The 22,134-nt window shown below is 62.3% G+C and carries 23 protein-coding genes; 12 read left to right on the top strand and 11 right to left on the bottom strand.

Annotated features, from left to right (window positions below; all coding sequences use genetic code 11):
* The first annotated feature begins 82 nt into the window (after positions 1 to 82).
* Positions 83 to 1,390: a hemolysin family protein gene (locus HCN50_RS09710; protein WP_171709426.1), complete on the top strand. Its 1,308-nt coding sequence runs from the start codon at positions 83 to 85 to the stop codon at positions 1,388 to 1,390.
* Positions 1,391 to 1,456: 66 nt separating this feature from the next.
* On the opposite strand, the gene HCN50_RS09715 is transcribed toward HCN50_RS09710, so the two are convergent.
* The 3 genes from HCN50_RS09715 to HCN50_RS09725 form a co-directional block, all read right to left on the bottom strand.
* On the bottom strand, positions 1,457 to 3,505 hold the full coding sequence (locus HCN50_RS09715; protein ID WP_283812064.1) for a carbohydrate porin: 2,049 nt from the start codon (positions 3,503 to 3,505) through the stop codon (positions 1,457 to 1,459).
* A gap of 443 nt (positions 3,506 to 3,948) precedes the next feature.
* Entirely contained in the window at positions 3,949 to 4,206 is a 258-nt protein-coding gene (locus HCN50_RS09720) for a hypothetical protein (RefSeq protein WP_171709427.1), read from the bottom strand.
* 154 nt (positions 4,207 to 4,360) lie between these two features.
* Positions 4,361 to 5,170 (bottom strand): creatininase family protein, encoded by an 810-nt coding sequence (locus HCN50_RS09725; protein WP_171709428.1) that lies wholly within the window; start codon positions 5,168 to 5,170, stop codon positions 4,361 to 4,363.
* A gap of 144 nt (positions 5,171 to 5,314) precedes the next feature.
* Here HCN50_RS09725 and HCN50_RS09730 point away from each other — a divergent pair, with 144 nt between their 5' ends.
* The 5 genes from HCN50_RS09730 to HCN50_RS09750 are packed head-to-tail and all read left to right on the top strand — an operon-like array spanning position 5,315 to position 9,628.
* The gene (locus tag HCN50_RS09730) at positions 5,315 to 6,334 is read left to right on the top strand and encodes an ABC transporter substrate-binding protein (protein WP_171709429.1); all 1,020 of its coding nucleotides are present in this window, start codon (positions 5,315 to 5,317) and stop codon (positions 6,332 to 6,334) included.
* A 6-nt stretch (positions 6,335 to 6,340) separates the two neighbouring features.
* On the top strand, positions 6,341 to 7,153 hold the full coding sequence (locus tag HCN50_RS09735) for an ABC transporter ATP-binding protein (protein ID WP_171709430.1): 813 nt from the start codon (positions 6,341 to 6,343) through the stop codon (positions 7,151 to 7,153).
* A 23-nt stretch (positions 7,154 to 7,176) separates the two neighbouring features.
* Complete coding sequence (locus HCN50_RS09740; protein WP_235976919.1) at positions 7,177 to 7,938, top strand: ABC transporter permease; 762 nt, start codon at positions 7,177 to 7,179, stop codon at positions 7,936 to 7,938.
* Positions 7,938 to 8,927, top strand: a complete 990-nt coding sequence (locus HCN50_RS09745) for a 2-hydroxyacid dehydrogenase (RefSeq protein ID WP_171709432.1) — start codon at positions 7,938 to 7,940, stop codon at positions 8,925 to 8,927. The genes HCN50_RS09740 and HCN50_RS09745 overlap by 1 nt, the downstream gene beginning before the upstream one ends.
* Before the next feature lie 20 nt (positions 8,928 to 8,947).
* On the top strand, positions 8,948 to 9,628 hold the full coding sequence (locus HCN50_RS09750; protein WP_171709968.1) for an AprI/Inh family metalloprotease inhibitor: 681 nt from the start codon (positions 8,948 to 8,950) through the stop codon (positions 9,626 to 9,628).
* Between the two features lie 145 nt (positions 9,629 to 9,773).
* On the opposite strand, the gene HCN50_RS09755 is transcribed toward HCN50_RS09750, so the two are convergent.
* The gene (locus tag HCN50_RS09755; RefSeq protein WP_171709433.1) at positions 9,774 to 11,714 is read right to left on the bottom strand and encodes an alpha/beta hydrolase domain-containing protein; all 1,941 of its coding nucleotides are present in this window, start codon (positions 11,712 to 11,714) and stop codon (positions 9,774 to 9,776) included.
* 611 nt (positions 11,715 to 12,325) lie between these two features.
* On the opposite strand from HCN50_RS09755, the gene HCN50_RS09760 reads away from it, so the two are divergent.
* Together HCN50_RS09760 and rnk are read left to right on the top strand one after the other, a co-directional pair.
* Positions 12,326 to 12,811, top strand: a complete 486-nt coding sequence (locus tag HCN50_RS09760; protein ID WP_171709434.1) for a GreA/GreB family elongation factor — start codon at positions 12,326 to 12,328, stop codon at positions 12,809 to 12,811.
* A 16-nt stretch (positions 12,812 to 12,827) separates the two neighbouring features.
* Complete coding sequence (gene rnk / locus HCN50_RS09765) at positions 12,828 to 13,241, top strand: nucleoside diphosphate kinase regulator (protein WP_171709435.1); 414 nt, start codon at positions 12,828 to 12,830, stop codon at positions 13,239 to 13,241.
* Positions 13,242 to 13,647: 406 nt separating this feature from the next.
* Here rnk and HCN50_RS09770 read toward each other — a convergent pair whose 3' ends face one another.
* Positions 13,648 to 14,154, bottom strand: coding sequence for a GDSL-type esterase/lipase family protein (locus tag HCN50_RS09770; protein ID WP_376700274.1), 507 nt, complete (start codon positions 14,152 to 14,154; stop codon positions 13,648 to 13,650).
* A gap of 160 nt (positions 14,155 to 14,314) precedes the next feature.
* On the opposite strand from HCN50_RS09770, the gene HCN50_RS09775 reads away from it, so the two are divergent.
* A complete protein-coding gene (locus tag HCN50_RS09775) occupies positions 14,315 to 14,755 on the top strand; it encodes a YciI family protein (protein WP_311967751.1) in 441 nt (146 codons plus the stop codon).
* A 31-nt stretch (positions 14,756 to 14,786) separates the two neighbouring features.
* Positions 14,787 to 16,064, top strand: coding sequence for an RNA polymerase sigma factor (locus tag HCN50_RS09780; RefSeq protein ID WP_171709970.1), 1,278 nt, complete (start codon positions 14,787 to 14,789; stop codon positions 16,062 to 16,064).
* 2 nt (positions 16,065 to 16,066) lie between these two features.
* On the opposite strand, the gene HCN50_RS09785 is transcribed toward HCN50_RS09780, so the two are convergent.
* Positions 16,067 to 16,378 (bottom strand): putative quinol monooxygenase, encoded by a 312-nt coding sequence (locus tag HCN50_RS09785; RefSeq protein WP_171709436.1) that lies wholly within the window; start codon positions 16,376 to 16,378, stop codon positions 16,067 to 16,069.
* Positions 16,379 to 16,561: 183 nt separating this feature from the next.
* Between HCN50_RS09785 and HCN50_RS09790 the strand changes: the two genes are divergently transcribed.
* A complete protein-coding gene (locus HCN50_RS09790; RefSeq protein ID WP_171709437.1) occupies positions 16,562 to 16,939 on the top strand; it encodes a hypothetical protein in 378 nt (125 codons plus the stop codon).
* A gap of 81 nt (positions 16,940 to 17,020) precedes the next feature.
* Here the strand turns inward: HCN50_RS09790 and HCN50_RS09795 are convergent, their stop codons facing one another.
* Positions 17,021 to 17,701 (bottom strand): DUF6064 family protein, encoded by a 681-nt coding sequence (locus HCN50_RS09795; RefSeq protein WP_171709438.1) that lies wholly within the window; start codon positions 17,699 to 17,701, stop codon positions 17,021 to 17,023.
* The gene (locus HCN50_RS09800; protein ID WP_171709439.1) at positions 17,701 to 18,618 is read right to left on the bottom strand and encodes an aldo/keto reductase; all 918 of its coding nucleotides are present in this window, start codon (positions 18,616 to 18,618) and stop codon (positions 17,701 to 17,703) included. Before HCN50_RS09800 ends, HCN50_RS09795 begins: the two co-directional genes overlap by 1 nt.
* A gap of 352 nt (positions 18,619 to 18,970) precedes the next feature.
* Here HCN50_RS09800 and HCN50_RS09805 point away from each other — a divergent pair, with 352 nt between their 5' ends.
* A complete protein-coding gene (locus HCN50_RS09805) occupies positions 18,971 to 19,651 on the top strand; it encodes a DUF1326 domain-containing protein (RefSeq protein WP_171709440.1) in 681 nt (226 codons plus the stop codon).
* Here HCN50_RS09805 and radC read toward each other — a convergent pair.
* The 3 genes from radC to map all read right to left on the bottom strand — a co-directional run bounded on the left by radC (position 19,648) and on the right by map (position 22,038).
* Positions 19,648 to 20,361 carry a RadC family protein gene (gene radC, locus HCN50_RS09810; protein ID WP_171709441.1) on the bottom strand — a complete coding sequence of 238 codons (714 nt, stop codon included), beginning with the start codon at positions 20,359 to 20,361 and terminating at the stop codon, positions 19,648 to 19,650. The genes HCN50_RS09805 and radC overlap by 4 nt on opposite strands.
* A 107-nt stretch (positions 20,362 to 20,468) precedes the next feature.
* Entirely contained in the window at positions 20,469 to 21,026 is a 558-nt protein-coding gene (locus tag HCN50_RS09815; RefSeq protein WP_171709442.1) for a hypothetical protein, read from the bottom strand.
* Between the two features lie 187 nt (positions 21,027 to 21,213).
* Positions 21,214 to 22,038 (bottom strand): type I methionyl aminopeptidase, encoded by an 825-nt coding sequence (map, locus tag HCN50_RS09820; protein ID WP_171709443.1) that lies wholly within the window; start codon positions 22,036 to 22,038, stop codon positions 21,214 to 21,216.
* Positions 22,039 to 22,134 lie beyond the last annotated feature (96 nt).

Genomic DNA, 22,134 nt, shown 5'->3' on the forward strand with positions numbered 1-22,134 from the left:
CCCACGCCCTGTTGAATCTTGCCGGGATGGCTATCTGGTAAGGTTCTGCTGGCGCATGGAATGGAACCGCAAGAAAGCGATAATGCTCACCTTTGAACTCGGGATCGTGACGATCCTGATCGTCACCAACGGCCTGCTTTCGATGTCGGAGCTGGCCATCGTGTCATCGCGGCCGGCACGGCTGGCGGCGCTCGCTGAAAAACACGTCAAAGGCTCGCGCCGGGCGCTGGCGCTGGCCTCTGATCACGGAAAGTTTCTTTCCACGGTGCAGATCGGCATCACGCTGATCGGCGTGCTGTCAGGCGCGTTTTCCGGCGCCACGCTCGGCCAGCGTCTGAGCAGCCTGCTGGTCGGGGCCGGCTGGCCGCTAGGCGTGGCCGATACCATCGGCGTCGGCATCGTGGTGACCGCGATCACCTACGCGTCGCTGATCATCGGCGAGTTGGTGCCGAAGCAGATTGCCTTGCGCGACCCTGAATCGGTGGCGGTGCGAGTGGCGCCTTACATGATGCTGCTGGCGAGGATTTCGTTGCCAGCGGTCTGGCTTCTCGATCGGTCTGGCAAGGCGCTGTTGTGGCTATTGGGTCACCGCGGCGGGACTAGCGAGCGAGTGAGCGAGGATGAAATTCGCACGCTGGTCGTCGAAGCCGAGAATGCCGGGGTGCTCGAGCCCGGCGAAAAGGAAATGATCGCGGGCGTCATGCGCCTCGGCGATCTTCCGGTGGGCGCCGTCATGACACCGCGCCGCGAGGTGAGCATGATCAATCTGACCGACGACCTGCAAGCCATCCGCGCCGTGCTCGCGGCCAGCAGCCATTCCCGCTTGGTGGTGTTCGATCAGGCGGCCGATACCGCGGTCGGGATCGTCAGCGCCAGGGACATGCTGGACCGCTGTCTGTCGGGACAGCCACTGGACATCGCAAAGCTGGTTCGTCCAGCTCCAGTCATTCCGGAATTTCTCGACGCGAGGGACGTCGTCGCCATCCTGCGCGACTCCACCGTCCACATGGGACTGGTTCATGACGAATATGGCGGCTTCCAGGGCGTGGTAACCAGCGCCGACATTCTGGAATCGATCGTCGGCGGTTTTCACACGGAAGAGGGGCCGCCGGAGGCGGCGGCCGTCAGGCGCAATGACGGTTCGTATTTGATTTCGGGCTGGATGTCGGCCGTCGAGTTTGCGTCGCTGCTCAGGTTCGAGTTGCCGGCGTCGCGCCACTACCAGACGGTTGCCGGCTTCCTGCTCAACCGCTTCGGCCGGATACCCGACGTCGGCGATCACATCGAGGCGGAAGGCTGGCGCTTCGAGATCATCGATCTCGACGGCCGTCGCATCGACAAGGTGCTGGCCACGAGGATCAGCGACGCTTCGGTTCAGGTAGACGCGTGAGTGGCTGCGCAGCCGGATGCGCATCGTCCAATGTCGTCCTGCGTGCGCAAGGACGACGAAGAGCTTCTAAAACTCCCCGTGCAGCCTTCCCGAAAACACGTGAACCGGGCCGCGGTCGGCGTTGTAGGCGGGATTGGTGACGAACTGGTAGTCCGCCGTCAGCGTGATCTGCTTGGTGAGCGCATAGGCGTAGTAGGTTTCCAGGATGCGCTCCTTGCGGTAATTGAGCTGTCCGTCGCCGATCAGGGGGCCGAGCCCGCCGGCCGCGATGAAGTCGCGATGATCGCGCGACAGCGCGTTGATCGCGCCGGCAATGCCGATGGTATCGTCGGGCCTGCCCCATGCGGTGCCCCTGATCGAGGTGCCGAGCGAGAGCGAGGCATCGATGTCGGTGAACGACATGATCTCGGTCTTGCCGTTGTTCCAGCTCCAGCGGCCGAACAGGCCGATATCGTCCGTGACTGACTGTTCGACGTTGAAGACGTAGCCGTATTTGAGGCGGCCGGTGCGCGTCAGCGAAATATCGAGATTGAGCGCCGGATCGTTCAGCGTGTCGCGATAGCTGCCGGAATTGGCGCTGCTCACCCACCCGATGGTGCGCAGCTTGCCCGGACGGGAGAACAGCTGATAGCGCGTCTCCAGTTCGGCCACATACTGACCGCGGCGGAAGACCTGCGTATCGAAATTGTTGGAGTTGGAGACCGCGCCGATCATGAAATAGCCGCCGCGCAACGCCCATTGCTTCTGGTTCAGTTCGGCGGTCACGCCGTAGGTCAGTCCGAGCCGGTCGGCGGCATAGTCGAAGGCGCCGGGCGCCCAGATCGACCAGTTCATGAAATCACGGCGGGTATCCTTGGCGTAGGAATTGCCGTCAAAGACGTCGCCGACCGAGAACTTGCCGGCCTGCAGCGTCAGCCGGTTGACGTCGACCTTGCCGGCAAGCTGCTGCTGGCCACTGGCCAGCTCCTCCTGCTCGCCGCCGAATCCGAAGGTCTGCCGCACATAGAGCCGCGAGGTGTTGTAGTGCGGGTAGGGGAAGTTCGACTTCTGCGCCTCGCCGCTGGGAAAGCCGGCGACGCCGACGGTGTCGCTGAGGCCAAATCCCTGCAGCAGTTCGGGATTGTAATAGACCTCGCCGCCTTCCCAGAGCCGGGCGTTCAGGTAGAGGCTGTTGCTCCAGGTGGCCTGTGCCTGCCGCGCCGGCGTGAGGCTGTTGGTGCCGGTATAGGGTGCGCGGAATGCCGGATAGCCCTGGCCGAGATAGGTGGTCTGGCCGTGAATCTCCCAGCGGTCGGATTCCGGATCGGTCAGGTCGGTGTTCGGCGTCCAGGTCTTCGATCCCGGCCAATCGACTTTGCGGTTGAGTCCGATGCGGACCTGCTGGAAATCGAGAGTCGAGCTGTGTTCTGCCCCCGAAGGAAAGCGCACATCGGCGCGATCGAACTGGCTGTAGAGATATTCGAGCCTGACGCTCCAGTGCGGCGCAAAGGCATATTCCACGCCCGCGCCTGCGGCCCAGCCGGGCCGGACATTGATGTGCTTCTGGTCGGGGCCGACGTCGGGCGTGTTGGTGAAACGCTCGCCGGCAAAGGCGAAGCCGCCGGTGGCGTAGAGCAGCCAATGGCCGCTGGCAAAGCCAAGGCGGCCCCGCACGGTGCCGGCATAATCCAGTTTCTCGACGACTTCGGAGCGAGCGCCCGTGAGCGTCGAGACGATGGAGTTGGAGGCAATGTAGTTCGGAAAGGTCAGGTCGGCTTCGACGCCGAGCACGACGCCGGAAGGCAGGTGCGCATTGTAGCCGGCTTGCACGCCGCCGATCGGACCGCTGAAGACGCTGTTGGTGGAAACCGCAACTGGATCCGACAGCACCGCATTGGAGGAGCCACGGCCATAGCCGGTGTGGCCGCCAACATAAAAGCCGCTCCAATCGAACGCCGGGCGAAGATAGGGCGCCTTCAGCGGCATGTCGGCCGCCAGCGCCGGGCTGCCGAGCGCCAGCGCACTGATCGCGGCGCCTGCCAGCGCATGTTCCAGGGATCGGTGGTTGCGGTTCACGGTTCGGATATTCCCGGCGCGACCCGTATGGTCGCTACCCATCACGGCAGATTCGAACATCTGCCGCCACCCACCAAATGAAGTCATCAACCCGTCGCCACCAAATTCCGGCAGTTCCTCCCTGCTGGCCCTCAGACCCGGAGTATCCGCCGCTTTATCGAACCTTTATTGCGAATAATTCGCAATAGCAAGAACGGAGCTTCAGCTACAGTTCAATGACACCGTTGCGTGACGTGGCTGCAACAACGTCCGTTCCGGCAGATCGCTGACAGGGTGTTCGGAGAGATGGCTGACACGTTGCTGTGCGGTTGCGAGACGCCGATGGCGAGGCCGCGCGTAAAAAGGTGACCCGCCCGGGGGGACAGCCGGGCGGGTCGGGTACGGCACGGGGTGGATGAGGCGCCCGTGCCGGACGCAGATCCACGAGAAGCGTTTTCAGGGTCTGAAGTGGTTTGCTTGGAAAGAAATCGCTTCTCAAACAGCAACCAAGTCAGCCGCAGAAATCAGTAGGCGCAGGTGCGGACGCGGCCGATGTAGTTGCCGAACGCGTCGTACTGACGAACCCAGCCGCAGCGGCGATAGCCGTCGTAGTAGTAGTGGGGGCCCGAAGCTGCGATGGCAGTGCCGACGATGGCTGCGCCAACGAGGCCGGCTCCGACGCCCCAGTGCAGCGGCTTGGCTTGAGCCTGTGTGGACGCCATGCCGCCGGTAACGGCAAGGGTAGCGAGAGCGAGCGCGGCGAACTTGGTCTTGATCGACATGGAAGTCTCCATCCTTGTGTTAAGCGGCCCATTGTGGTCCGCATGCCCAGTTGGACGGAGCACGTTGAAAGGCGGTTCGAGGCGACGGCCGGAAATATGATTTCGTCGATTATTTCTTCAACATTTCAGATAGTTACGGAAATAAATCGCGATTCTATGCTTTACGAAGAAATAATTCCGGATCGAATTTGTCGATGTCATCGAGCAATTCGCAGAACGCGCGCGCGCCGTGATCGAGCAGTTGTTCGCCCTTCCCCGCAGTGGCCTTGGTGGCGTCGCCGACCGCGCCGCTTTCGTTGAGGTCCTGCGCCTGCCAGGCGAAGGGGACCGGCCGATGCGCCGAGAGCCAGCGAAATTTCTGCTCCATCGCGATGCTGGCCGGGCGAAAATCAGCGATTGCATCCTTGCGCACGGTGTGCGGGTAGCGCGCCAGCATGATCGATGTCTCGACCGCGCCGCCATGGATACCGTGGCGAATTTCTTCCGCGGAAAATAATCCATCCGGCGCGCCGAAGCGCGACCAGCTCGTGGTGACGACGAGAAGCTTGTGATGCGCGCGCAGATCCTGCGCCACCAGCGACATCGCCGCGCTGTTGCCGCCATGGCTCGTCACCATCACAAGCTTGCGGATGCCGGTTCGCGCGACTTTCTCGCCGATCGTCGTCCATTCTTTTAGCGCCACGTCGGTCGGCAGCGTCACCGTGCCGGGAAAATCGATATGCTCGGTGGAAATGCCGATCCGCTGCGGCGGCAGGAAGGTGACCGGGAGCGCGACGGGCAATAGCTCACGCACCCGCGCCAGATAGGCTTCGCCGATCAGGACGTCGGTTTCCAGCGGCAGATGCGGGCCGTGCTGCTCGGTTGCCGCCAGCGGCAGCACCGCAATCCAGCGCGCGGCATCGGCTTTGCGGATGTCGGGCCAGTGGATGTCGGCCCAGTCGCGGGGCGGAACGGTTGAAGCCATCGAGCGAAGCGTTTCTTTGGATGAATTTGCAGGGTAGTTTGTTAGATAGTCCGGGAATTGATCCAATTTGCGGATAAACCGGTGGGACGATATCCACGTCCACTGTCTCCCATCATGGGCCAGAACGATCGACGGAGTCCAACCATGAAACGGGCCTTTTTGCCGCGAGCGTTAACTGCAGCTCTTCTGGCGCTGGCTGCGGGGCTGATGCCTGCGCGCGCCGAAACCCTCGACAAGGTGTCGTTCGGAACCAACTGGGTTGCGGAAGCCGAACATGGCGGTTTCTTCCAGGCGGTTGCCGACGGCACCTACCAGAAATACGGCCTCGACGTCACCATCGTTCCCGGCGGCCCCAACACCAACAACCGCATGCTGCTGACCGCCGGCAAGCTCGATTTCTTCATGAGCGCGAATACGCTGCAATCATTTGACGCCGTCGCCAACAACGTGCCGCTGATTGCGGTCGCCGCGATCTTCCAGAAGGATCCGCAGGTATTCCTCACCCACCCGGAGACCAGGATTGCGAAACTCGAAGATCTCAAGCCGCTGACGCTGCTGGTCTCCAAGGAAGGTGTCGCGAGCTACTTCCAGTGGCTGAAGTCCGAATACGGGTTCAGCGAAAGCAAGGTGAAGCCCTACACCTTCAATCCGCAGCCCTTTATCGTCAACAAGCAGAGCGCGATGCAGGGCTATGTCACGTCCGAGCCCTACGCTGTCGAGAAGGCCGCAGGCTTCAAGCCGGGCGTGATCCTGCTCGCCGATCACGGCTTCAACGCCTATTCGACGCTGATCGAGACCCGCCGCGAGATCGTCGACAAGAAACCCGACCTCGTGCAGCGCTTCGTCGATGCCTCCGTCGTCGGCTGGTACAACTACCTCTACGGCGACAATTCGGCCGGCAACGAGATGATCAAGAAGATCAACCCGGAGATGACCGACGAGCTGCTGAGCTATTCCGTCGCCAAGATGAAGGAATACGGCATCGTCGATTCCGGCGATACGTTGCGCGATGGCATCGGCGCCATGACTGACGCGCGCGTGGCGAGCTTCTTCGACAAGATGGTACGGGCCGGCGTGGTTCGCCGCGATATCGACTTCCGTCAGGCCTATACGCTCCGCTTCGTCAACAAGGGCGTCGGGCTCGACCTGCGGCCGAAGAACTGAGGCAAGATGGCCGGGCCCGTTGTGTCCGAAACGGATATCGATGCGGCGGGCCTAGCGGTGCGCCTGCGCGCCGTAACCAAGATCTATCACAGCGGCGTGACGGCGCTCGGACCGCTCGACCTCGAGGTCGCAAAGGGCCAATTCGTTTCACTGCTCGGGCCTTCCGGCTGCGGAAAGTCGACCGCGCTGCGGCTGATCGCGGGACTGGCCGCGCCGAGCGCGGGCAGGGTGGACGTTTCCCATCGCGCCAGCAAGGCGGACGGGTGCCATCCCATAGGTTTTGTGTTTCAGGAGCCCACCTTGATGCCGTGGGCGAGCGTGCGTGAAAATGTGCGCCTGCCGCTGAAGCTGGCGCACGTGACGGCGACTGAGGCCGACCGGCGCATTGCGGAGGCGCTGGCGCTGGTCGATCTTTGCGAATTTGCCGATGCATATCCGCGCGAATTGTCCGGCGGCATGAAGATGCGGGTCTCGCTGGCACGCGCGCTCGTGACCGACCCGGATATTCTCCTGCTCGACGAGCCGTTCGCTGCGCTCGACGAGATCACGCGCTTTCGGCTTAACAACGACCTGCTGGCGCTGTGGCGCAAGCTGCACAAGACCATCATTTTCGTCACCCATTCGGTGTTCGAGTCGGTCTACCTGTCGCAGCGGGTGATCGTGATGACGGCGCGGCCGGGCCGCTTGGCACGCGAGTTTCGCATCGCAACGGTAGAGCCGCGGGGCGAGGAGTTCCGCACCTCGGTCGACTATGTCGCTTACTGCCGCGAGGTCTCGAGCGCCCTGGCGCCTTCCTATTCGGGACAACGCGGAGCATGATTTCGTTGCAGAATATTGGCCGCATGCTGCTTCCCGCCGCCGTGCTCGCGGCGGGGTTTGGGTTCTGGGAACTCGTGGTGCGCATCAACGATATCCAGCCCTACGTGCTGCCGAGCCCGCTAACCGTGTTTCAGACGCTGGTCAGCGACTGGCCGGTGCTGTCGGAATCGCTCGGCGTCACCCTGCTCACCACGCTGGAAGGCTTCATCGCGGCGGCCATCGGCGGCGTCGCGCTGTCGCTGTTGTTCAACCAGTCGAAATGGCTGGAGTATTCGCTGTTTCCCTACGCGGTGATCCTGCAGGTCACGCCGGTGATCGCAATTGCGCCGCTATTGCTGATCTATCTGCCGCAGCAGACCGCGGTCATCGTCTGCGCCTGGATTGTCGGCTTCTTTCCGGTGCTGTCCAACACCACGCTCGGGCTGAATTCGGTGGACCGCAATCTGGCCGGGCTGTTTCAGCTCTATGGCGCGTCAAAGCTGCAGACGCTGCGCTACCTGAAATTGCCGGCGGCACTGCCGTATATTCTCGGCGGATTGCGGATTGCGGGTGGCCTGTCACTGATCGGCGCCGTGGTCGCCGAAATCGCGGCAGGCACTGCTGGCTCGGGCTCCGGCCTTGCCTTCCGGATCGCCGAATCCGGCTATCGCCTCAACATTCCCCGAATGTTCGCGGCGCTGTTGTTGCTGTCGGCAGCCGGGATTGTCATCTATGGGCTGCTGGCGCTAGTTTCGCACCTCGTATTACGGCGCTGGCATGAGAGCGCGCTTGGAAAGGAAAGTTGATGGCTGCCGCTAATGTTTCGTCTGAGAAGATCGATCTCCTGATCTACGGCCCGGTCCGGCCGATCCTGGAAAACGGCTTTTCGGATCAGTACGTCCTGCATATGGCGGAGAGCCGCGCCGATCTCGAGCGGTTGACATCAGACACGGTCGCGAAGATCCGCGGCATGGCGGTGACCTATCACATGGTGCCGGCTGATGCGAAGGCGCTGTCGCAATTCCCGAAGCTCGAGATCGTCGCGAGCTTCGGCGTCGGATACGATCACGTCGATTCGGCTTATGCGCGCGAGCACAATATCGTCGTCACCAACACGCCCGACGTGCTGACGGAAGAAGTGGCCGACGTCGCGATGGGGCTTCTGATTGCGACCCTGCGTGAATTCGTCAAGGCGGACCGCTATCTGCGCTCGGGCCTGTGGCAGGCGCAGAACTATCCCTTGAGCGCCGGCTCGCTGCGCGACCGCAAGGTCGGGATCGTCGGCATGGGCCGCATCGGACAAGCGATCGGGCGCCGGCTGGAGGCCTCGCGCGTGCCGGTCTGCTATCACTCGCGCAACCCGTCTTCGGCCGTCTCCTACAAGCACTATCCCGATCTCCTGGAAATGGCGAAGGACGTGGACACCCTGGTCGTGATCGTGCCCGGCGGCGCTTCCACGGCCAAGATGATCAACGCCGATGTGCTAAAAGCGCTCGGCCCGCGCGGCGTCTTGATCAACGTCGCGCGCGGCTCGGTGGTCGATGAGCCGGCGCTGGTTGCGGCGCTGAAGTCCGGCACCATTCTGGCGGCCGGCCTCGACGTGTTCGCCAACGAGCCGAACGTCCCGGACGAGCTGAAGGCGATGCAAAATGTCGTGTTATTGCCACATATCGGCTCGGCTTCGGTGGTAACGCGAAACGCCATGGACCAGCTCGTCGTCGACAATCTGACAAACTGGTTTGCCGGCAAGGCGCCGCTGACGCCTGTTCCGGAAACCCCGGTGAAGGGACGCTGATGCCCCGGACACGCCCGCACATGACCGCGGCAGCGCTGACGGCGCTGCTGGCGCTTGCGCCGGCTGTTCGGGCACAGGATGCCTCGACCCTGAAAAAGGAAATGATCGGGCAGTGGGAGCTTGCCACCACCGAGCGCAGCAAGACCTGCGTCATCACGATGAAGGGCGATGCGACGCCGCAAGGGCTCAAGCTCGAGCTTGAGCCCGGCTGCGCCAAGGCGCTGCCGTTCACCAAGGACATCACCGCCTGGAACATCAAAGGGCTGGATATCGTGCGGCTGCAGGATGCCGCCGGCCAGCCGGTGATCGACTTCACCGAAGTCGAGAGCGGCATTTTCGAAGGCTTGCGGACCGGCGAGGGGGTCTACATCCTGCAGAACCTCGCGGCCGCCCGCTCACTCGCGAAGTCGATGGACCAGATGATCGGCGACTGGTCAATGGTGCGTGGCAACGGCCAGACGGTCTGCGGGCTGACGCTGACCAATACCGAGGCGACAGGCGATAATTTCCAGGTGTTCCTGAAGCCGAAATGCGATCCGGCGGTTGCGGCCTTTGCGCCAAACCAGTGGCGGCTGGAGCGCGGACAAATGATCCTGATGTCGGCCAAAGGCGAGACCTGGCAATTCGAGGCCGACGACAATGCGCAGTGGCGGCGGGTGCCCGATACCGCCGATCCCCTGATCATGGTCCGGGGCCAGTAGGACCTAATTGACCGTGAATCAGGGCGTGAACTCATAAAGGCGATGTCGGCTTCTGACGGCCAAACGGAAAGCTTCTGATCGGTCACGGCCGTACCCAAAGGCCACATTCGCGCGGGATAGTTCAGCCATTGCCGCCCTCATCTAATTAAATGTTTGCGATGAACAGCTCGACGTCCTGCTCTAAGAGGAGTCGGTCTTGGACGAGCTGCTTCGCGGCCTTCGAAACAGCCGCAGCACGGTCGCCTTGTTTTGGATAGCGCTCAGCCAGCGATAGACGCGTATCGTTGTTCTTGAGCCGCTCCTCGCGAGTGGCTGCGAACGGGAACATCGACCCGTAATTCTCGCATAGTTCGCCTTCTGCAAATCCAGCTTTGCGGAAGTTCCAGCCCGTATGCGTTGCGATAGGGGCCTCCAGGGTCGGCAGGCGCACCCCTGCGATATTCCGGCCGTCGGCGTCGGTCTTTGGAACGAATACCGGATAGGCTGCTCCTTTGACCGGTGGCATCACGTCGAAATCGATGACCGTTGGTCGTGTCAGCTGCCCGGAATAACGAACGCCCGGAATTTGCGGAAAGCCCACCGCTTCGGCAGTAGGCGGCACAAGCGTGCCGTCGCTTCGGCTTGGGTACCGGCTTGGCGGTGGCAAGATGCCATCCGTTATCCACGCATCAAGCGCAACCAACAGCGCTCGCGCTGGCGGACCTGCATGAAGTGGGTTCGTCGGGAACATGCAGGTCCGTGCAAGTGCGGAGCGGTCATTTGCCAGCGCGAAATGCTGAAGATTGGAGATCAGGAACAGCCGAACATTGTCAGGCATCGCCAAGTCATTGCCTTGTGTGTCGGTCGCGACCAGGGATGCGCGTTGCTGGTAAAATTCGATTTCGCTGTCGGTCTTGATGGTCTTCGGACAGTTGCCGGCAGCGAGGCACTGCGCCAGCAGGCCGTCGGTGCGTCCTGTGAGCGCGTCCGTCGTCACCGGGTAGGTGAACGGAAATTCCGAGCCCGGATATACCGTATCGGCGTGTTGGTAGGGCGAGCGGCCAGGTTGGCTGAAGCGATAGTTGGTGAATGTCTTCTTCCCGCCGGCGACGTGTGGCATCAGCCCCTCGAACACGGCGCGGCCCTCCTCATCGGTGTTGAAGCCGAGATAGAGGAAATCATGCAGGTATCGGCCACTCTGTGAGACGCCGAACGCGATGGCGCGATCGATCTGGCCGGCCAACAAATTCGCAGTGCCTTCCGCATCGGCCTTCTGATGCCGAAGGAACGAGACGATATCGCGCGTTGCCGCGAACCCCAGGCCCATCACCTTCGGATCCTTGGCAAGGTAAATGAGTTCATAGATCGCCCCAGCGTCAAAACCGGCAGGACGGCGGATCGCAATCCGGTTTGGACTGTCAAAGCGGAGCGAAAGGTCGTTCGGCGCAGTTCGCGGATCGCTCTCGCGCTCGCGCACCGTGATCTTCGCATGCGCTGGATCGAGATCGGCAGCGGGATAGCTCAGCGTTGCGAGCGCGGGATCTTCCAAATGATCAAAAATAAACTCCTCGCGCGCGAGACCGGTTATCTGGGGCACGATGGGCGGCGAAAACGTAAGGCGCCCGCTCACGGCAGCCGTATCTCCCTGCCAGCCACTCCATACGATCGTGTAGCCGCGGCTCATCAGGAAGCCATTGCCTGCATCAGCCACCTTGGTCAGATCGTTGTTAACCGCGGCATCATTGAACAGCGCCAGCCCAGCTTTATTGCCACGATTGGCAACCTCATAGAACAGACGACGATTTGCGTTGGCCGCGATCGTCGGACGGAGGATCTCGACATCGCTCACCGCCTCGACAAGGCCCTGCGCGCTGCGCGGCGCGCGGTCGATATCCACGATCACAGAATTATGCGGATCTCTGGGCGCGACTCCAATTGTGGCGCGGGCGATGATACGATCGTAGGTCCCGACTGAAGCGAACACGCGGCCTTCGAACGCCGGCGATTCGGTGCGCAGAATCTCGAATTTGATGACCTTTGCGTCCACCGCCTGTGACGAATCAAGTATGCCGATCGCGAAGACCAGTCCTTGCAGTATACGCTTCATCTCTTCCTCCCAGCGACGCGCGCGTGCATGCGCGGTTCCAGGTCATTAATGAAGGTGAAGCTTGCCGGCCTCGGGCACATGAGCTGCCATAAGGAAATTAATCTAAGGGGGTCGGCCCAATCCCGGCAGCTCGTTCATGCACTCTACCACCAGTCGGGGCGCGCCGAGAAGAGCTAGGATTTCCGCAATTGGGCTCGAAGGCGAAGACCTTCCGATGGCCGCTCAGGCTGCTGATGGGGGTAGACCTGACCTCGTTCGTGGTATCCTCGACTGGCGCTTTTGACGCCAAGCGGACATTGACCCATCCTTCACGAGCCATGTTCAAAGGTATCCGCACTTGCTGGATGCTAGAGCAGGCCGGTACAACGCTCTCCCTGCGTGTGTGCTCTTTGGTCGCGATACAGAGACAGCGGAAGGTCCTATGGTGGCCGCGACATGATCCACGTCCTCGACATCGATCCGCGCATTGCGCGGCGTTGCTTGCACGCCGGACGGCTCCAAGCAGGAGCTTAGCCGGACGGTAGTTGGTGCCGTCCGGATTACCCTTCCTTCATCAAACAGATTTGGTGTGCGGCTTTTCCGTGAGGGAAGCCCGAACAAGGAGGCATGTCGTGAACAACCCCTTTTTTCCGGACGTCATTCTTCCGGCGTCTGACCATCGCCGATTGGAGCGGCTCGCGCAGGTGGGCGCAGATCAAGGCGACGTGGACGCGCGTTTCCTGTTGAGTGAGATCAGTCGTGCCGAAATCGTCCCTGATCGCGCAGCCAGATTGGACAGCATTGTCACGATGGGTTCGTGGGTGACGTTCTGGACCACCTGGGGCTTCCTCCGGGAGACGAGGCAACTGGTGTACCCCGAAGACTACACGTCGGAGCAAGCCCAACTTGCCGTGATGTCACCGTTGGGCGCAGCGCTAGTGGGGCTGAAGGTCGGAAGCGAAATCCCCTTCCTCACCGCTGGGCGCACCAACGTCGTCAGGATCGAACGCGTCAGTCGAGGTGATCCGAATGACGTTGTCAGGGTTCTGTTTAGCAATCCGGTGGTCAGGGGCAACAAGCTCTTTGATGACAATGATCCGGGACCATCAGCCGCTTAGGAAAGGAGAGAAGATAATGAGCAAGACTAATCGCAAGGGCAAATCTGAAATCGTGTTGCCGCCCATCACGGTGATGGAGGATGAGGCGAGGCGTCTCAACGCCCTGGCCAGTTCGAGCGCGGTGCTCTTCCCGCGCGTAGCCCATTTCCTTGCACAGGAGATGGAGCGTGCAAGCGTGGTGGCGGACAATTCCGATCTGCGCGGCGTGGTCCGCATGGGCTCGCAGGTCCGGTACTGCGATGACAAGACCGGTGACGTCCGGGACGTGGTGTTGGTGTATCCGCACGAAGCGGACATAACGCTAAAGCGTGTCTCGGTTCTTACGCCCGTCGGAGCTGCGTTGATCGGCCTGTCCGTTGGTCAGGCCATCGAATTTCAGACGCCGGGCCACAACAAGCGGTCCTTGACGGTCCTAAGCGTGTCCAACTGACGGAGGCGTTGCTATGCGCGACGTTTCAACTAAACAGGCCGCCTTAGCAGTCATCGGTATCACCGTCGTCTTGCTTGCCATGTTCTATCTTGCGACCTTCCTCAAGGCCTGAAGATCCAACCTCTAAGGTGCCCCTCTCGGTCCATGATCGAGCTGGGGCACCGGCAATGTTGCGGCACCGCGCGGATCGAGTCATTGAATGAACCAGCATGACTTCACGGTCGCAGTCCGCGACGTCTACTGACCCTTCGCCGACGAGGTTGATCGAATGGTGGTGAGTTACTGCACTGCATGAGTCCGATTGTGGCCCAACTCGGACCTCTGGTGAGGTCTGCTACCGCACAGTTATCAGGGCACAGCAGACATCCGCGTCTCAAGCTGCCGCGCGGATCCATGAGTGCGCGCCCTAGCGGCCGATCACGCCTGCTACCTGGGACGCAACCTGTTCGGCGAGCATGTGGTAACCCTCCGGGGTGAGATGCTGGCCGTCGGGCTGATGCGGTAATCCCCTGAAACTGCTGTTTGGAATCATGATCACCGGGATGCCGCGCGCACTTAACTGGCTCTGAATTTCCGATGTTCGGTCGGGCGAGCCCTTGCGCCGGTCGTTGCCGCCCGGCTGGAGGATGACGGCGCTGGTGCCTTTCGGTACGGCCTGGTCCAGACGCCGCAACATGCCTTCCGTGGTGTCGCCGTTAATGCCGGCGTTTACGACACGGACGTTGGCCCCCTTGGCCCGCAATATCGCCTCGAGTTGTGCCGGATAGGCCTGTCCCCGCGCGACCCCCTTGCCATAAGTGTTACTGGCGCCCAGCGCCACGATGGTGGCGGCGCCGGCTGGCGCGGTTTCGAAAAGGAAGAAGGCCGCCAGGATGACAGCCGCCATGCCGGGCCGAAAGGAGTGCGGTTTCATACTTGCCCCGTTTGCATCGGTGCAGGAAGCCTACAGGCCCAATATCCTCTGGTGCAACCGGATGGGCGGGGTGGTCCGTGGAAAGCCGCCAAAAATTTAATTCACGGCCCTGTCGATCCGGCGTCCTCCCGTTCGTCGTCTCCCATAGCGAGACAGTTTCGTGGCGATTGCCGCCGCGGCTCGCCTCAACGGGAGTTCCTCGATGCGCTTCATGTCGATCGTTACCTCGCCCCAGCCAGATAAAGCCCCGACGCCCGCCCTGATGGAAGCGATGGGTAAGCTTGCCGAACGCGAGATCAAGGCCGGCCGGATGGTCGACATGGGCGGGCTAACCCCGCTGCAGCAGGGGGCGCGGGTCTCTATCGAAGGCGGTAAGCTCAGGGTCACGGACGGCCCGTTTGTGGAGGCCAAGGAAGTGATCGGCGGCTACGCCATCTTCGAGTTCCGCGACAGGGCAGAAGCGCTCGCCATGGCCAAGGAGTTCATGCAGCTTCATCTCGACCACATGCCCGGCTGGGAAGGCACCTGCGAGCTGCGCGCCATGGCCGGTCACGGCCTGGAAATGACCTGCGGTGACGTCGAATCCCCCGCGCATGCCTGATGGCGCGGCATCGCCGATCTGGTCGGCGGCGATGACGGCCGCCGAGATCAATAGCACCATCCTGGCGGTCTGGCGCGTCGAACAGCCGCGCCTGATCACCGGCCTCTCCCGGCTGTTGCGCGACGTGCCGCTGGCCGAGGATCTCACCCAGGAAGCGCTGGTGGCGGCGCTCGAGCATTGGCCCGATGGCGGCGTGCCGGACAAACCCGGCGCGTGGCTGATGGCGCTGGCCAAGCGCCGCGCACTGGATCATCTGCGCCGCCGCAGCATGCTGGCGCGCAAGCACGAGATGCTGATGCGCGAGCTGGAGCAGGAGCAGCAGGCGATGCCCGACCCGGACGCCGCACTCGATGAAGATATCGGCGACGAGCTGTTGCGGCTGATCTTCACCGCCTGCCACCCGCGCTTGTCGCGCGAGGCGCGCGCGGCGCTGGCGCTGAAGATGATTTGCGGACTGACCACGGAAGAGATCGCGCGCGCCTTCCTGCAGCCGGAGCCGACGATTGCCCAGCGCATCGTGCGCGCCAAGCGCACGCTCTCGGAGTCCGGGCTTACTTACGAAACGCCGCGCGGCGAGCAGCTTTCGGAGCGGCTGGCCTCGGTGCTGGAGGTCGTCTATCTCATCTTCAACGAGGGCTATACGGCCGCCCGCGGCGACGAATGGCTGCGGCCGCAGCTCTGCCATGACGCGCTGCGCATGGGTCGCGTGCTGACGCTGGTCGCGCCGCAGGAAGGCGAAGCCCACGGCCTGCTCGCGCTGATGGAGCTGAACGCCTCCCGCACCGCGGCGCGCACGGATGCGGCCGGTGATCCGATTCTCCTGATGGAGCAGAATCGCGCGCTATGGGACCGGCTTCAGATCCGTCGCGGGTTGCTGGCCCTGGCCCGGGCCTGTGAGCTCGGTGGTGGACGCGGCTTCTATACGCTGCAGGCCGCCATCGTCGCCTGCCACGCCAGTGCCGCCACACCTGCCGAAACGGACTGGCCGCGCATTGCAAACCTCTATGCCGAACTTGCCACGCTGGTGCGTTCGCCGATCATCGAGCTGAACCGCGCCGTCGCCATCGGCATGGCCGAAGGACCGGCAGCAGCACTTGCGATCGTGGATCGGCTGGCCAGCGAGCCGGCGCTGAAGAACTACCATCTCCTGCCAAGCGTCCGCGGCGATCTGCTCCACAAGCTCGGGCGCGTTGCGGAAGCCCGTGCTGCGTTCCAGGCCGCGTCCGCGCTTGCGACCAACAAGCGCGAACGCGAATTGCTGCAGCGGCGCGCCGCCGAGGCCGGCGATGGCGTGCCGCAGGCTTGCTGATTTCAGATGAAGCGGAACTGCGAGCGCTCGCGTTTGGCAAGCTTGGGGATCGCCTGGCCAAGGATGATATTCTTGAAGTGATCGGTTTGCTGATGCTCGGCAAACGCCGCTTCGCCTGCGAACACCTCGTAGAAAAAGAACTCCCTCGGCTTTGCCACGTTCTGGTGGATCTGGAATTCCTTCACGCCAGCTTCGCGTTGCGCCTGCGGAAGGAAGTCTTTCAGAAGCGCCGCGATCGCGGCTTCCTCTCCGGAATTGACCTCCCAGAATGCGGTGACGATCAGGTGCTGGTTTGCAGTGTCGGTGGTTGCCATGATGCTCTCCTGTGCAAGTCGACGCCAGTTCGATTTCCGCTTCCGGCGACGGCAGGCCATCATGCCTCGTGCGGTGACATCGATGTTTCGATGCAGGACGAACTGTCGTATTCGTGATGGGAACCTCGTCGGCAGTCGGGGCGTTGGCCAGCGTTGTTTCCCATCTCGGCATGGAGCAGGCACATGGCGAAAAGGACCGTGCTCGCGATCGGCATCGAACCTTCCCTCGTTGACTTCAGCGCCTTCCCGGGGCTCACGGCCGAACTGGTGACGAGCCATATTGAAGCGCAGATCGAGCAGCTTCGCGCGATGGGCTATGAAGCCGATAGCTGCCTGATCGATCTCGGCGATACGGCCGAGGCCGTCGCGGCGCTGGCGCTGGGCGCAAAGCATTATGACTGCGTGGTGATCGGCGCGGGCCTGCGCGAACCGCGGGAGCGGCTGCATCTGTTCGAGCGGATCATCAATCTGGTCCACCTTGCCGCGCCGCAAACCCGCATCTGCTTCAACACCACGCCGGCCGATACCGTTGAGGCGGTACAACGATGGGTCGCGCCATGAGCGCGCTTGCGTTCAAGTCGTGCGGAAGGCGCCGAGCAGGCTGCTGACCCCCAGCTGGCGCAGACGGCATCACGCGAGCATTCACGCGGCCGGAAGCGATCGGCGCGGACGGATGATCGCCCAGGTCCAGGCTGCAGCGGCGAGCGCCAGGACGGCGTAAGGCGCCCAGGCTTGCGGCTCGCCCATGGTCTGCAGGGTCATACCGCTCAAGAGGCACCAGAGAGCGGGGATCGGCAGCAGCCATGGCACGAGCCTGCCGCGGGCGAGAAGCAGAACGCCGAGTGTCGCGATCGCCGTCGGATCCGGCGCGATGCCAAAAACCTCGGACGAGGCCCAGCCGCGTCCCTGCAGCGGCGCAAGCAAGGGCTGTCCGGCAAGTGCGAAGCCAAGGATGAGATATCCGGCCCACTCGGCAGGACGCCGGCCGAAGGTGAGGGCATCCAGCAGGAACGCGACGAGGAGCAACATGCCCTCGGCGAAAAATGCCGGTGCAACATAAGTGGCGGCCCAGTTGATGGTCGAATACCGGTTCCACAGGAACGACCAGCCGACGAAGATCCAGAGCGCCGCCAGAATGAGTGCGATCCAGCGTGTCCGGATTCCCCGCCGCCACACGATGAACAGGATGATGGTGAGGCCGGCGGCGAACATCGCGACGTGCAGAGGCCAGAGCGCCGCATTGTGCAGCTCGAACATGCGCCAGTAGGTGCGCGGCGAAAACAGCAGGAAATCCTCCGGCCGGTAGGTCCACCACTCCGACATCAAAGCGCCTTCACGAGAGCGGAGATGCGCTGCCGCATGGCGGTATCCGGCATGGGGCCAGCGGCGGCGAAAAGATTTTCACGCACGTGGTCAACGCGGCTGGTTGCCGGAATGGCAACGGTGACGGCCGGGTGAGAGAGGATGAACTTCAGCATGAGCTGCGCCCAGCTCGATGCGCCGAGTTCGGCCGCCCATTCGGGCAGCGGCTTACCCTGGAGCCGCTGGGTCAGCGCGCCCTGCCGGAACGGGCGGTTGACGATCACGGCGATGCCGCGCTCCGCCGCCAGCGGCAGCAGCCGCGCCTCCGCGTCGCGATCGACGACGTTGTAGGAGAACTGCACGAAATCGATCGGCTCGCTCCGCATGATCTGTTCGACGAGATCATGACGGCGGCCTTCGGAGGTGGTGATCCCAACGTAACGCAGCGTGCCGGCCGCCTTCATTTGGAAAAGCATCTGCAGATGCGGCTTCCAGGCGAGGAGGTTGTGAACCTGAAGGAGGTCGAACTTCGGCACGCCCCAGAAGCGACGCGATTGCTCGATCTGGGCAGGGCCTGCCGCCGCCGAGGACGTCCAGACCTTTTCGGCCGAGAACAGCGCTTGAGGCCGCCCGAGCTTTTCAAGACCGTAGCCGACCATCGGCTGCGACGAGCCATACATGGGGGAGGAGTCAATCAGGCGGCCGCCTGCCTCGAAGAAGGCCGACATCACACGTGCGCATTCATCCCTGAGCACCGGATCGTTGCCGACGTTGAAGGTGATCCAGGTGCCTAGTCCGACGATCGGAATTTCCTCGCGGGTCGAGGGGATTGGACGGCGGGCAGGCTGGCCCTGCTGGGCACGCAGCGAGCTTGGCAAGTGCGCAGCCGCAGCCGCTGCCAAGGAGGCCTGCAGGAACGTTCGGCGTGTCGTCCGCATCCGAGGCTCCATCATCGCGGCGGGCAAAACCCTTGCGCAACAAATGCGCAGAATAGCAGAACGCTACCGCCCGCTTCGTAGTTCGAAATTGTCGATCGAGGCACTGGACAAATATGGGCTCGCGCGCCGTCCTCAATCTGTGATGGAACATTGGCGTTGCTGGATCGACGGCAGTCCTCTCAAACCTGCGTGATTCGGTTTCAGTCGCAGGTCAACGCCGCTAAACTTCTGGGGCCAACAGGGGTGTAAGACTACAACGTTAAGCCCCCGGTTCCAGATTGGAGGCTCGGGCGCGACACTCACCAGTTTGCGAATTATGGCGTCAACCACAAGCGACGGGAGGCGCAATGAGATGGCCGGTCAGTGGCTATTCAAGAGCGAGACTTATGATAACTGCAATTGCGCCATGAACTGCGGTTGCCAGTTCAACCTGCCGAGTACCAACGGCTATTGTCAGTCGGCTTTCGTCGGGACCATCGTTGAAGGCCATTTCAACGATACGCCGCTCTCAAGCCTGAACTGGGCGGCGCTGTACAAGTGGCCCGGTGAAATCAAGAACGGAAACGGCCGGCGCCAGATCGTTATCGACGAGCGTGCAGATGAAGCCCAACGGATCGCGCTTGAAACGATCATCTCCGGCGAGGCATGCGCGCCATTGAGCAATCTTTTCGCGGTATTCGCATCCACCTGCTCGGAATTTTGCGAGACCTTGTTCCTGCCGATTGAGCTCGATGCGGATCTGGAACTCAGAACTGCAAGGGTGGAGATACCCGGCGTCATGCGGAGTACCGGCAGGCCGAAGATCAACGAGTTTACCGGTCAACCATTCCACATTGCGCTGGCGCGTCCTAGCGGGAGTTTCGAGTTTACCTACGCAGAAATCGGGCTGGGTACCACGTCGGTCACAGGCGACATGGAAATGGCGTTCGAAGATTCATGGGCACACTTTTGTGTTCACCACTTCAATCAGGATGGCTTGGTCCGGGAAAGATCAAGGCTCACGGCATGGCTTGGTAACATGACCCCGCGCTAGATCAGCTTCAGTCCCCTCAAGCTCGTGTGCCCGTTCTTGCCGACGATGATGTGGTCGTGCACGGAAATGCCGAGCGGAGTGGCGATCTGGATGATCGCTTTCGTCATATGGATGTCGGCCTGCGACGGCGTCGGGTCGCCGGAGGGGTGATTATGGACCAGAATCAGCGCGGTCGCCGACAGTTCGAGCGCGCGCTTGATCACCTCGCGCGGATAGACCGGGGTGTGGTCGACGGTACCGATCTGCTGGATTTCGTCTGCTATCAATTGGTTGCGCTTGTCGAGGAATAGCAGGCGAAACTGCTCCTTGTCGGCAAACGCCATGCCGGACCGGCAATAGTCGATCACGTCGTTCCAGGAGGAGAGCGCAATCTTGCGCTTGATTTCGCCCTTTGCCACCCGGCTTGCGGCAGCCGCCAGCAGCTTGATCTGGTTGATCGAGGCCTCGCCGATGCCGTCGACCTCGCGCAGGCGCGCCACCGGCGCGTGAATGACTTCGGCGAAGGAGCCGAATTTTTTCAACAGCGCCTTCGCCAGCGGCTTGGTGTCGCGCCGGGGCAGGGCGGGAAACAGCGCCATTTCCAGCAGTTCGTAATCGCTCAGCGTCTCCGGCCCGGCGCCGTAAAACCGCCCGCGCAGCCGCTCGCGATGGCCGTGATAGTGCGGCTTGTCACTGGTCAGGTCTTCTGTTGGATCGGTCTTGGCGGGCATCGGTCCAAATGTGCCGTGGACGCGAATTTTTGCAACCGGGAAAATCGCAATGATTGATCCCCGTGCCGCTTACGCCCGACGGTAGAGCCCGGGCCGAAGCGTTGATGTTATACCTCGCCGCTCGAGACCGCCGTCGGGCGTACACTCCGCTTGAGATAAAACTCGCCGGTCAGCCGCCAGCTCTTGCGCTCATCGGTCGATTCGCGGCTGATCCAGTGCAGCGAGTTCGCTTCGATCTCGGTGAAGCACCACTGGCAGATCGTGCCAGCGGCGTCGCGATATTCCTGCACGATGTCGTCGCCCACTTGGCGGCCGGTCATCCGGTTGTAGGACTGGCGTACCGGGTCGACGAAGATGATCTGCCAATTGTCCTGCCCGGGATCGTAGATCCGCAAGGTCGTGCCGTACATCCGGTCGTCCTCGCCGGCCGCGCGCCCGGTTCGCGCGGGCACGATCCAGACGTCCTGGATCGCGCGGCCCTGCAGGGCCCAGCCGAAATGGACCTCGCAACTGGAATCGAAGCGCTCGCCGTTCGCGCGGTGCACCGTCACGGTGCCGTCCCATGCGCCGACGAAACGGCCATACAGCATCATCTTGTCGGCGCGGTCCGGCGCCGGACCGTTGCTGCATAGTGCGTCGATGAATGAAAGCGATTCGCTGGCCATTGATGTTCTCCCGTCGAATTCGTCGTGTTCGGGAGACTTCGCAAATGAGGAAGGGCGTCGCTTGGAGAAAATTGCGGTTGATCGAGGCAAGCCGGATGCGGCCGGTATGCCGGGCAGCGGCCGATTGCACAGAGAAAGGCACGGCGCGAAGCTCGGCGCTTCGGGATTATTCCCCGCGCCGGCTCAACTATGTCGTAGCCGGCGGCTTCTCGCCGTTGCGTTCGGACAGCGTGAAGATCTCGACGCCGGTGGCGGTCACGCCCACCGAATGCTCGAACTGGGCCGATAGCGACCGGTCGCGGGTTACCGCGGTCCAGCCGTCGGACAGGATCTTCACATGCGGCTTGCCGAGATTGATCATCGGCTCGATGGTGAAGAACATGCCGGGCTTGAGCATCACGCCTTCGCCGGGCCGGCCGATATGGATGATGTTGGGCTCATCATGGAACATGCGCCCGAGGCCATGGCCGCAGAAATCACGCACCACGCTCATGCCCTGCGGCTCGACAAAGCTCTGGATGGCGTGGCCGATGTCGCCGGTGGTGGCGCCGGGCTTCACCGCGGCGATGCCGCGCATCATCGCTTCGTAGGTGACCTCTATCAGCCGCTCCGCCTTGCGGGCGATCGGGCCGATCACATACATGCGGCTGGAATCGCCGTACCAGCCGTCGACGATGAACGTGACGTCGATATTGACGATGTCGCCTTCCTTCAGCGGGCGATCGCCGGGCATGCCGTGGCAGACCACGTGATTGATCGAGGTGCAAGTCGAGTAGCGGTAACCGCGATACATCAGCGTCGCCGGATAGGCGCCATGGCTGAAGGCGAAGTCGCGGACGAATTCGTCGATCCGCGACGTCGGAACGCCCGCCTTGACGACATCGGTGAGCTCGTCGAGGCATTTGGCGACCAGCGCGCCCGCCTTGCGCATGCCGGCGAATCCGCTCGGGCCGTGCAGCTTGATCTGGCCGGTCTTACGTAACGAGGTCTCGGTCGCTTCAATATAGCTCATGGGCGGTCATGCTTCGGTGGGAACGGCAATGGGTTGATTTTGAACGCCTAATTTAATGATCGGAATGGTCAGTGCAAGCCAAGGTTGGAGTCTGCG

The sequence above is a fragment of the Bradyrhizobium archetypum genome, assembly GCF_013114835.1.
GTDB lineage: Bacteria > Pseudomonadota > Alphaproteobacteria > Rhizobiales > Xanthobacteraceae > Bradyrhizobium > Bradyrhizobium archetypum.

Bases quoted from the DNA above. Each gene is read 5' to 3' on its own strand.
- HCN50_RS09780 (WP_171709970.1), top strand. From the start codon at position 14,787: ATGACGGCCGCCGAGATCAATAGCACCATCCTGGCGGTCTGGCGCGTC.
- HCN50_RS09725 (WP_171709428.1), bottom strand. From the start codon at position 5,170: ATGGCTTCAACCGTTCCGCCCCGCGACTGGGCCGACATCCACTGGCCC.
- HCN50_RS09745 (WP_171709432.1), top strand. From the start codon at position 7,938: ATGGCTGCCGCTAATGTTTCGTCTGAGAAGATCGATCTCCTGATCTAC.
- HCN50_RS09730 (WP_171709429.1), top strand. From the start codon at position 5,315: ATGAAACGGGCCTTTTTGCCGCGAGCGTTAACTGCAGCTCTTCTGGCG.
- HCN50_RS09755 (WP_171709433.1), bottom strand. From the start codon at position 11,714: ATGAAGCGTATACTGCAAGGACTGGTCTTCGCGATCGGCATACTTGAT.
- HCN50_RS09740 (WP_235976919.1), top strand. From the start codon at position 7,177: ATGCTGCTTCCCGCCGCCGTGCTCGCGGCGGGGTTTGGGTTCTGGGAA.
- HCN50_RS09790 (WP_171709437.1), top strand. From the start codon at position 16,562: ATGGCGAAAAGGACCGTGCTCGCGATCGGCATCGAACCTTCCCTCGTT.
- HCN50_RS09770 (WP_376700274.1), bottom strand. From the start codon at position 14,154: ATGAAACCGCACTCCTTTCGGCCCGGCATGGCGGCTGTCATCCTGGCG.
- map (WP_171709443.1), bottom strand. From the start codon at position 22,038: ATGAGCTATATTGAAGCGACCGAGACCTCGTTACGTAAGACCGGCCAG.
- HCN50_RS09800 (WP_171709439.1), bottom strand. From the start codon at position 18,618: ATGCGGACGACACGCCGAACGTTCCTGCAGGCCTCCTTGGCAGCGGCT.
- HCN50_RS09715 (WP_283812064.1), bottom strand. From the start codon at position 3,505: ATGTTCGAATCTGCCGTGATGGGTAGCGACCATACGGGTCGCGCCGGG.
- HCN50_RS09785 (WP_171709436.1), bottom strand. From the start codon at position 16,378: ATGGCAACCACCGACACTGCAAACCAGCACCTGATCGTCACCGCATTC.
- HCN50_RS09805 (WP_171709440.1), top strand. From the start codon at position 18,971: ATGGCCGGTCAGTGGCTATTCAAGAGCGAGACTTATGATAACTGCAAT.
- HCN50_RS09750 (WP_171709968.1), top strand. From the start codon at position 8,948: ATGACCGCGGCAGCGCTGACGGCGCTGCTGGCGCTTGCGCCGGCTGTT.
- HCN50_RS09720 (WP_171709427.1), bottom strand. From the start codon at position 4,206: ATGTCGATCAAGACCAAGTTCGCCGCGCTCGCTCTCGCTACCCTTGCC.
- HCN50_RS09815 (WP_171709442.1), bottom strand. From the start codon at position 21,026: ATGGCCAGCGAATCGCTTTCATTCATCGACGCACTATGCAGCAACGGT.
- HCN50_RS09735 (WP_171709430.1), top strand. From the start codon at position 6,341: ATGGCCGGGCCCGTTGTGTCCGAAACGGATATCGATGCGGCGGGCCTA.
- HCN50_RS09710 (WP_171709426.1), top strand. From the start codon at position 83: ATGCTCACCTTTGAACTCGGGATCGTGACGATCCTGATCGTCACCAAC.
- rnk (WP_171709435.1), top strand. From the start codon at position 12,828: ATGAGCAAGACTAATCGCAAGGGCAAATCTGAAATCGTGTTGCCGCCC.
- radC (WP_171709441.1), bottom strand. From the start codon at position 20,361: ATGCCCGCCAAGACCGATCCAACAGAAGACCTGACCAGTGACAAGCCG.
- HCN50_RS09795 (WP_171709438.1), bottom strand. From the start codon at position 17,701: ATGTCGGAGTGGTGGACCTACCGGCCGGAGGATTTCCTGCTGTTTTCG.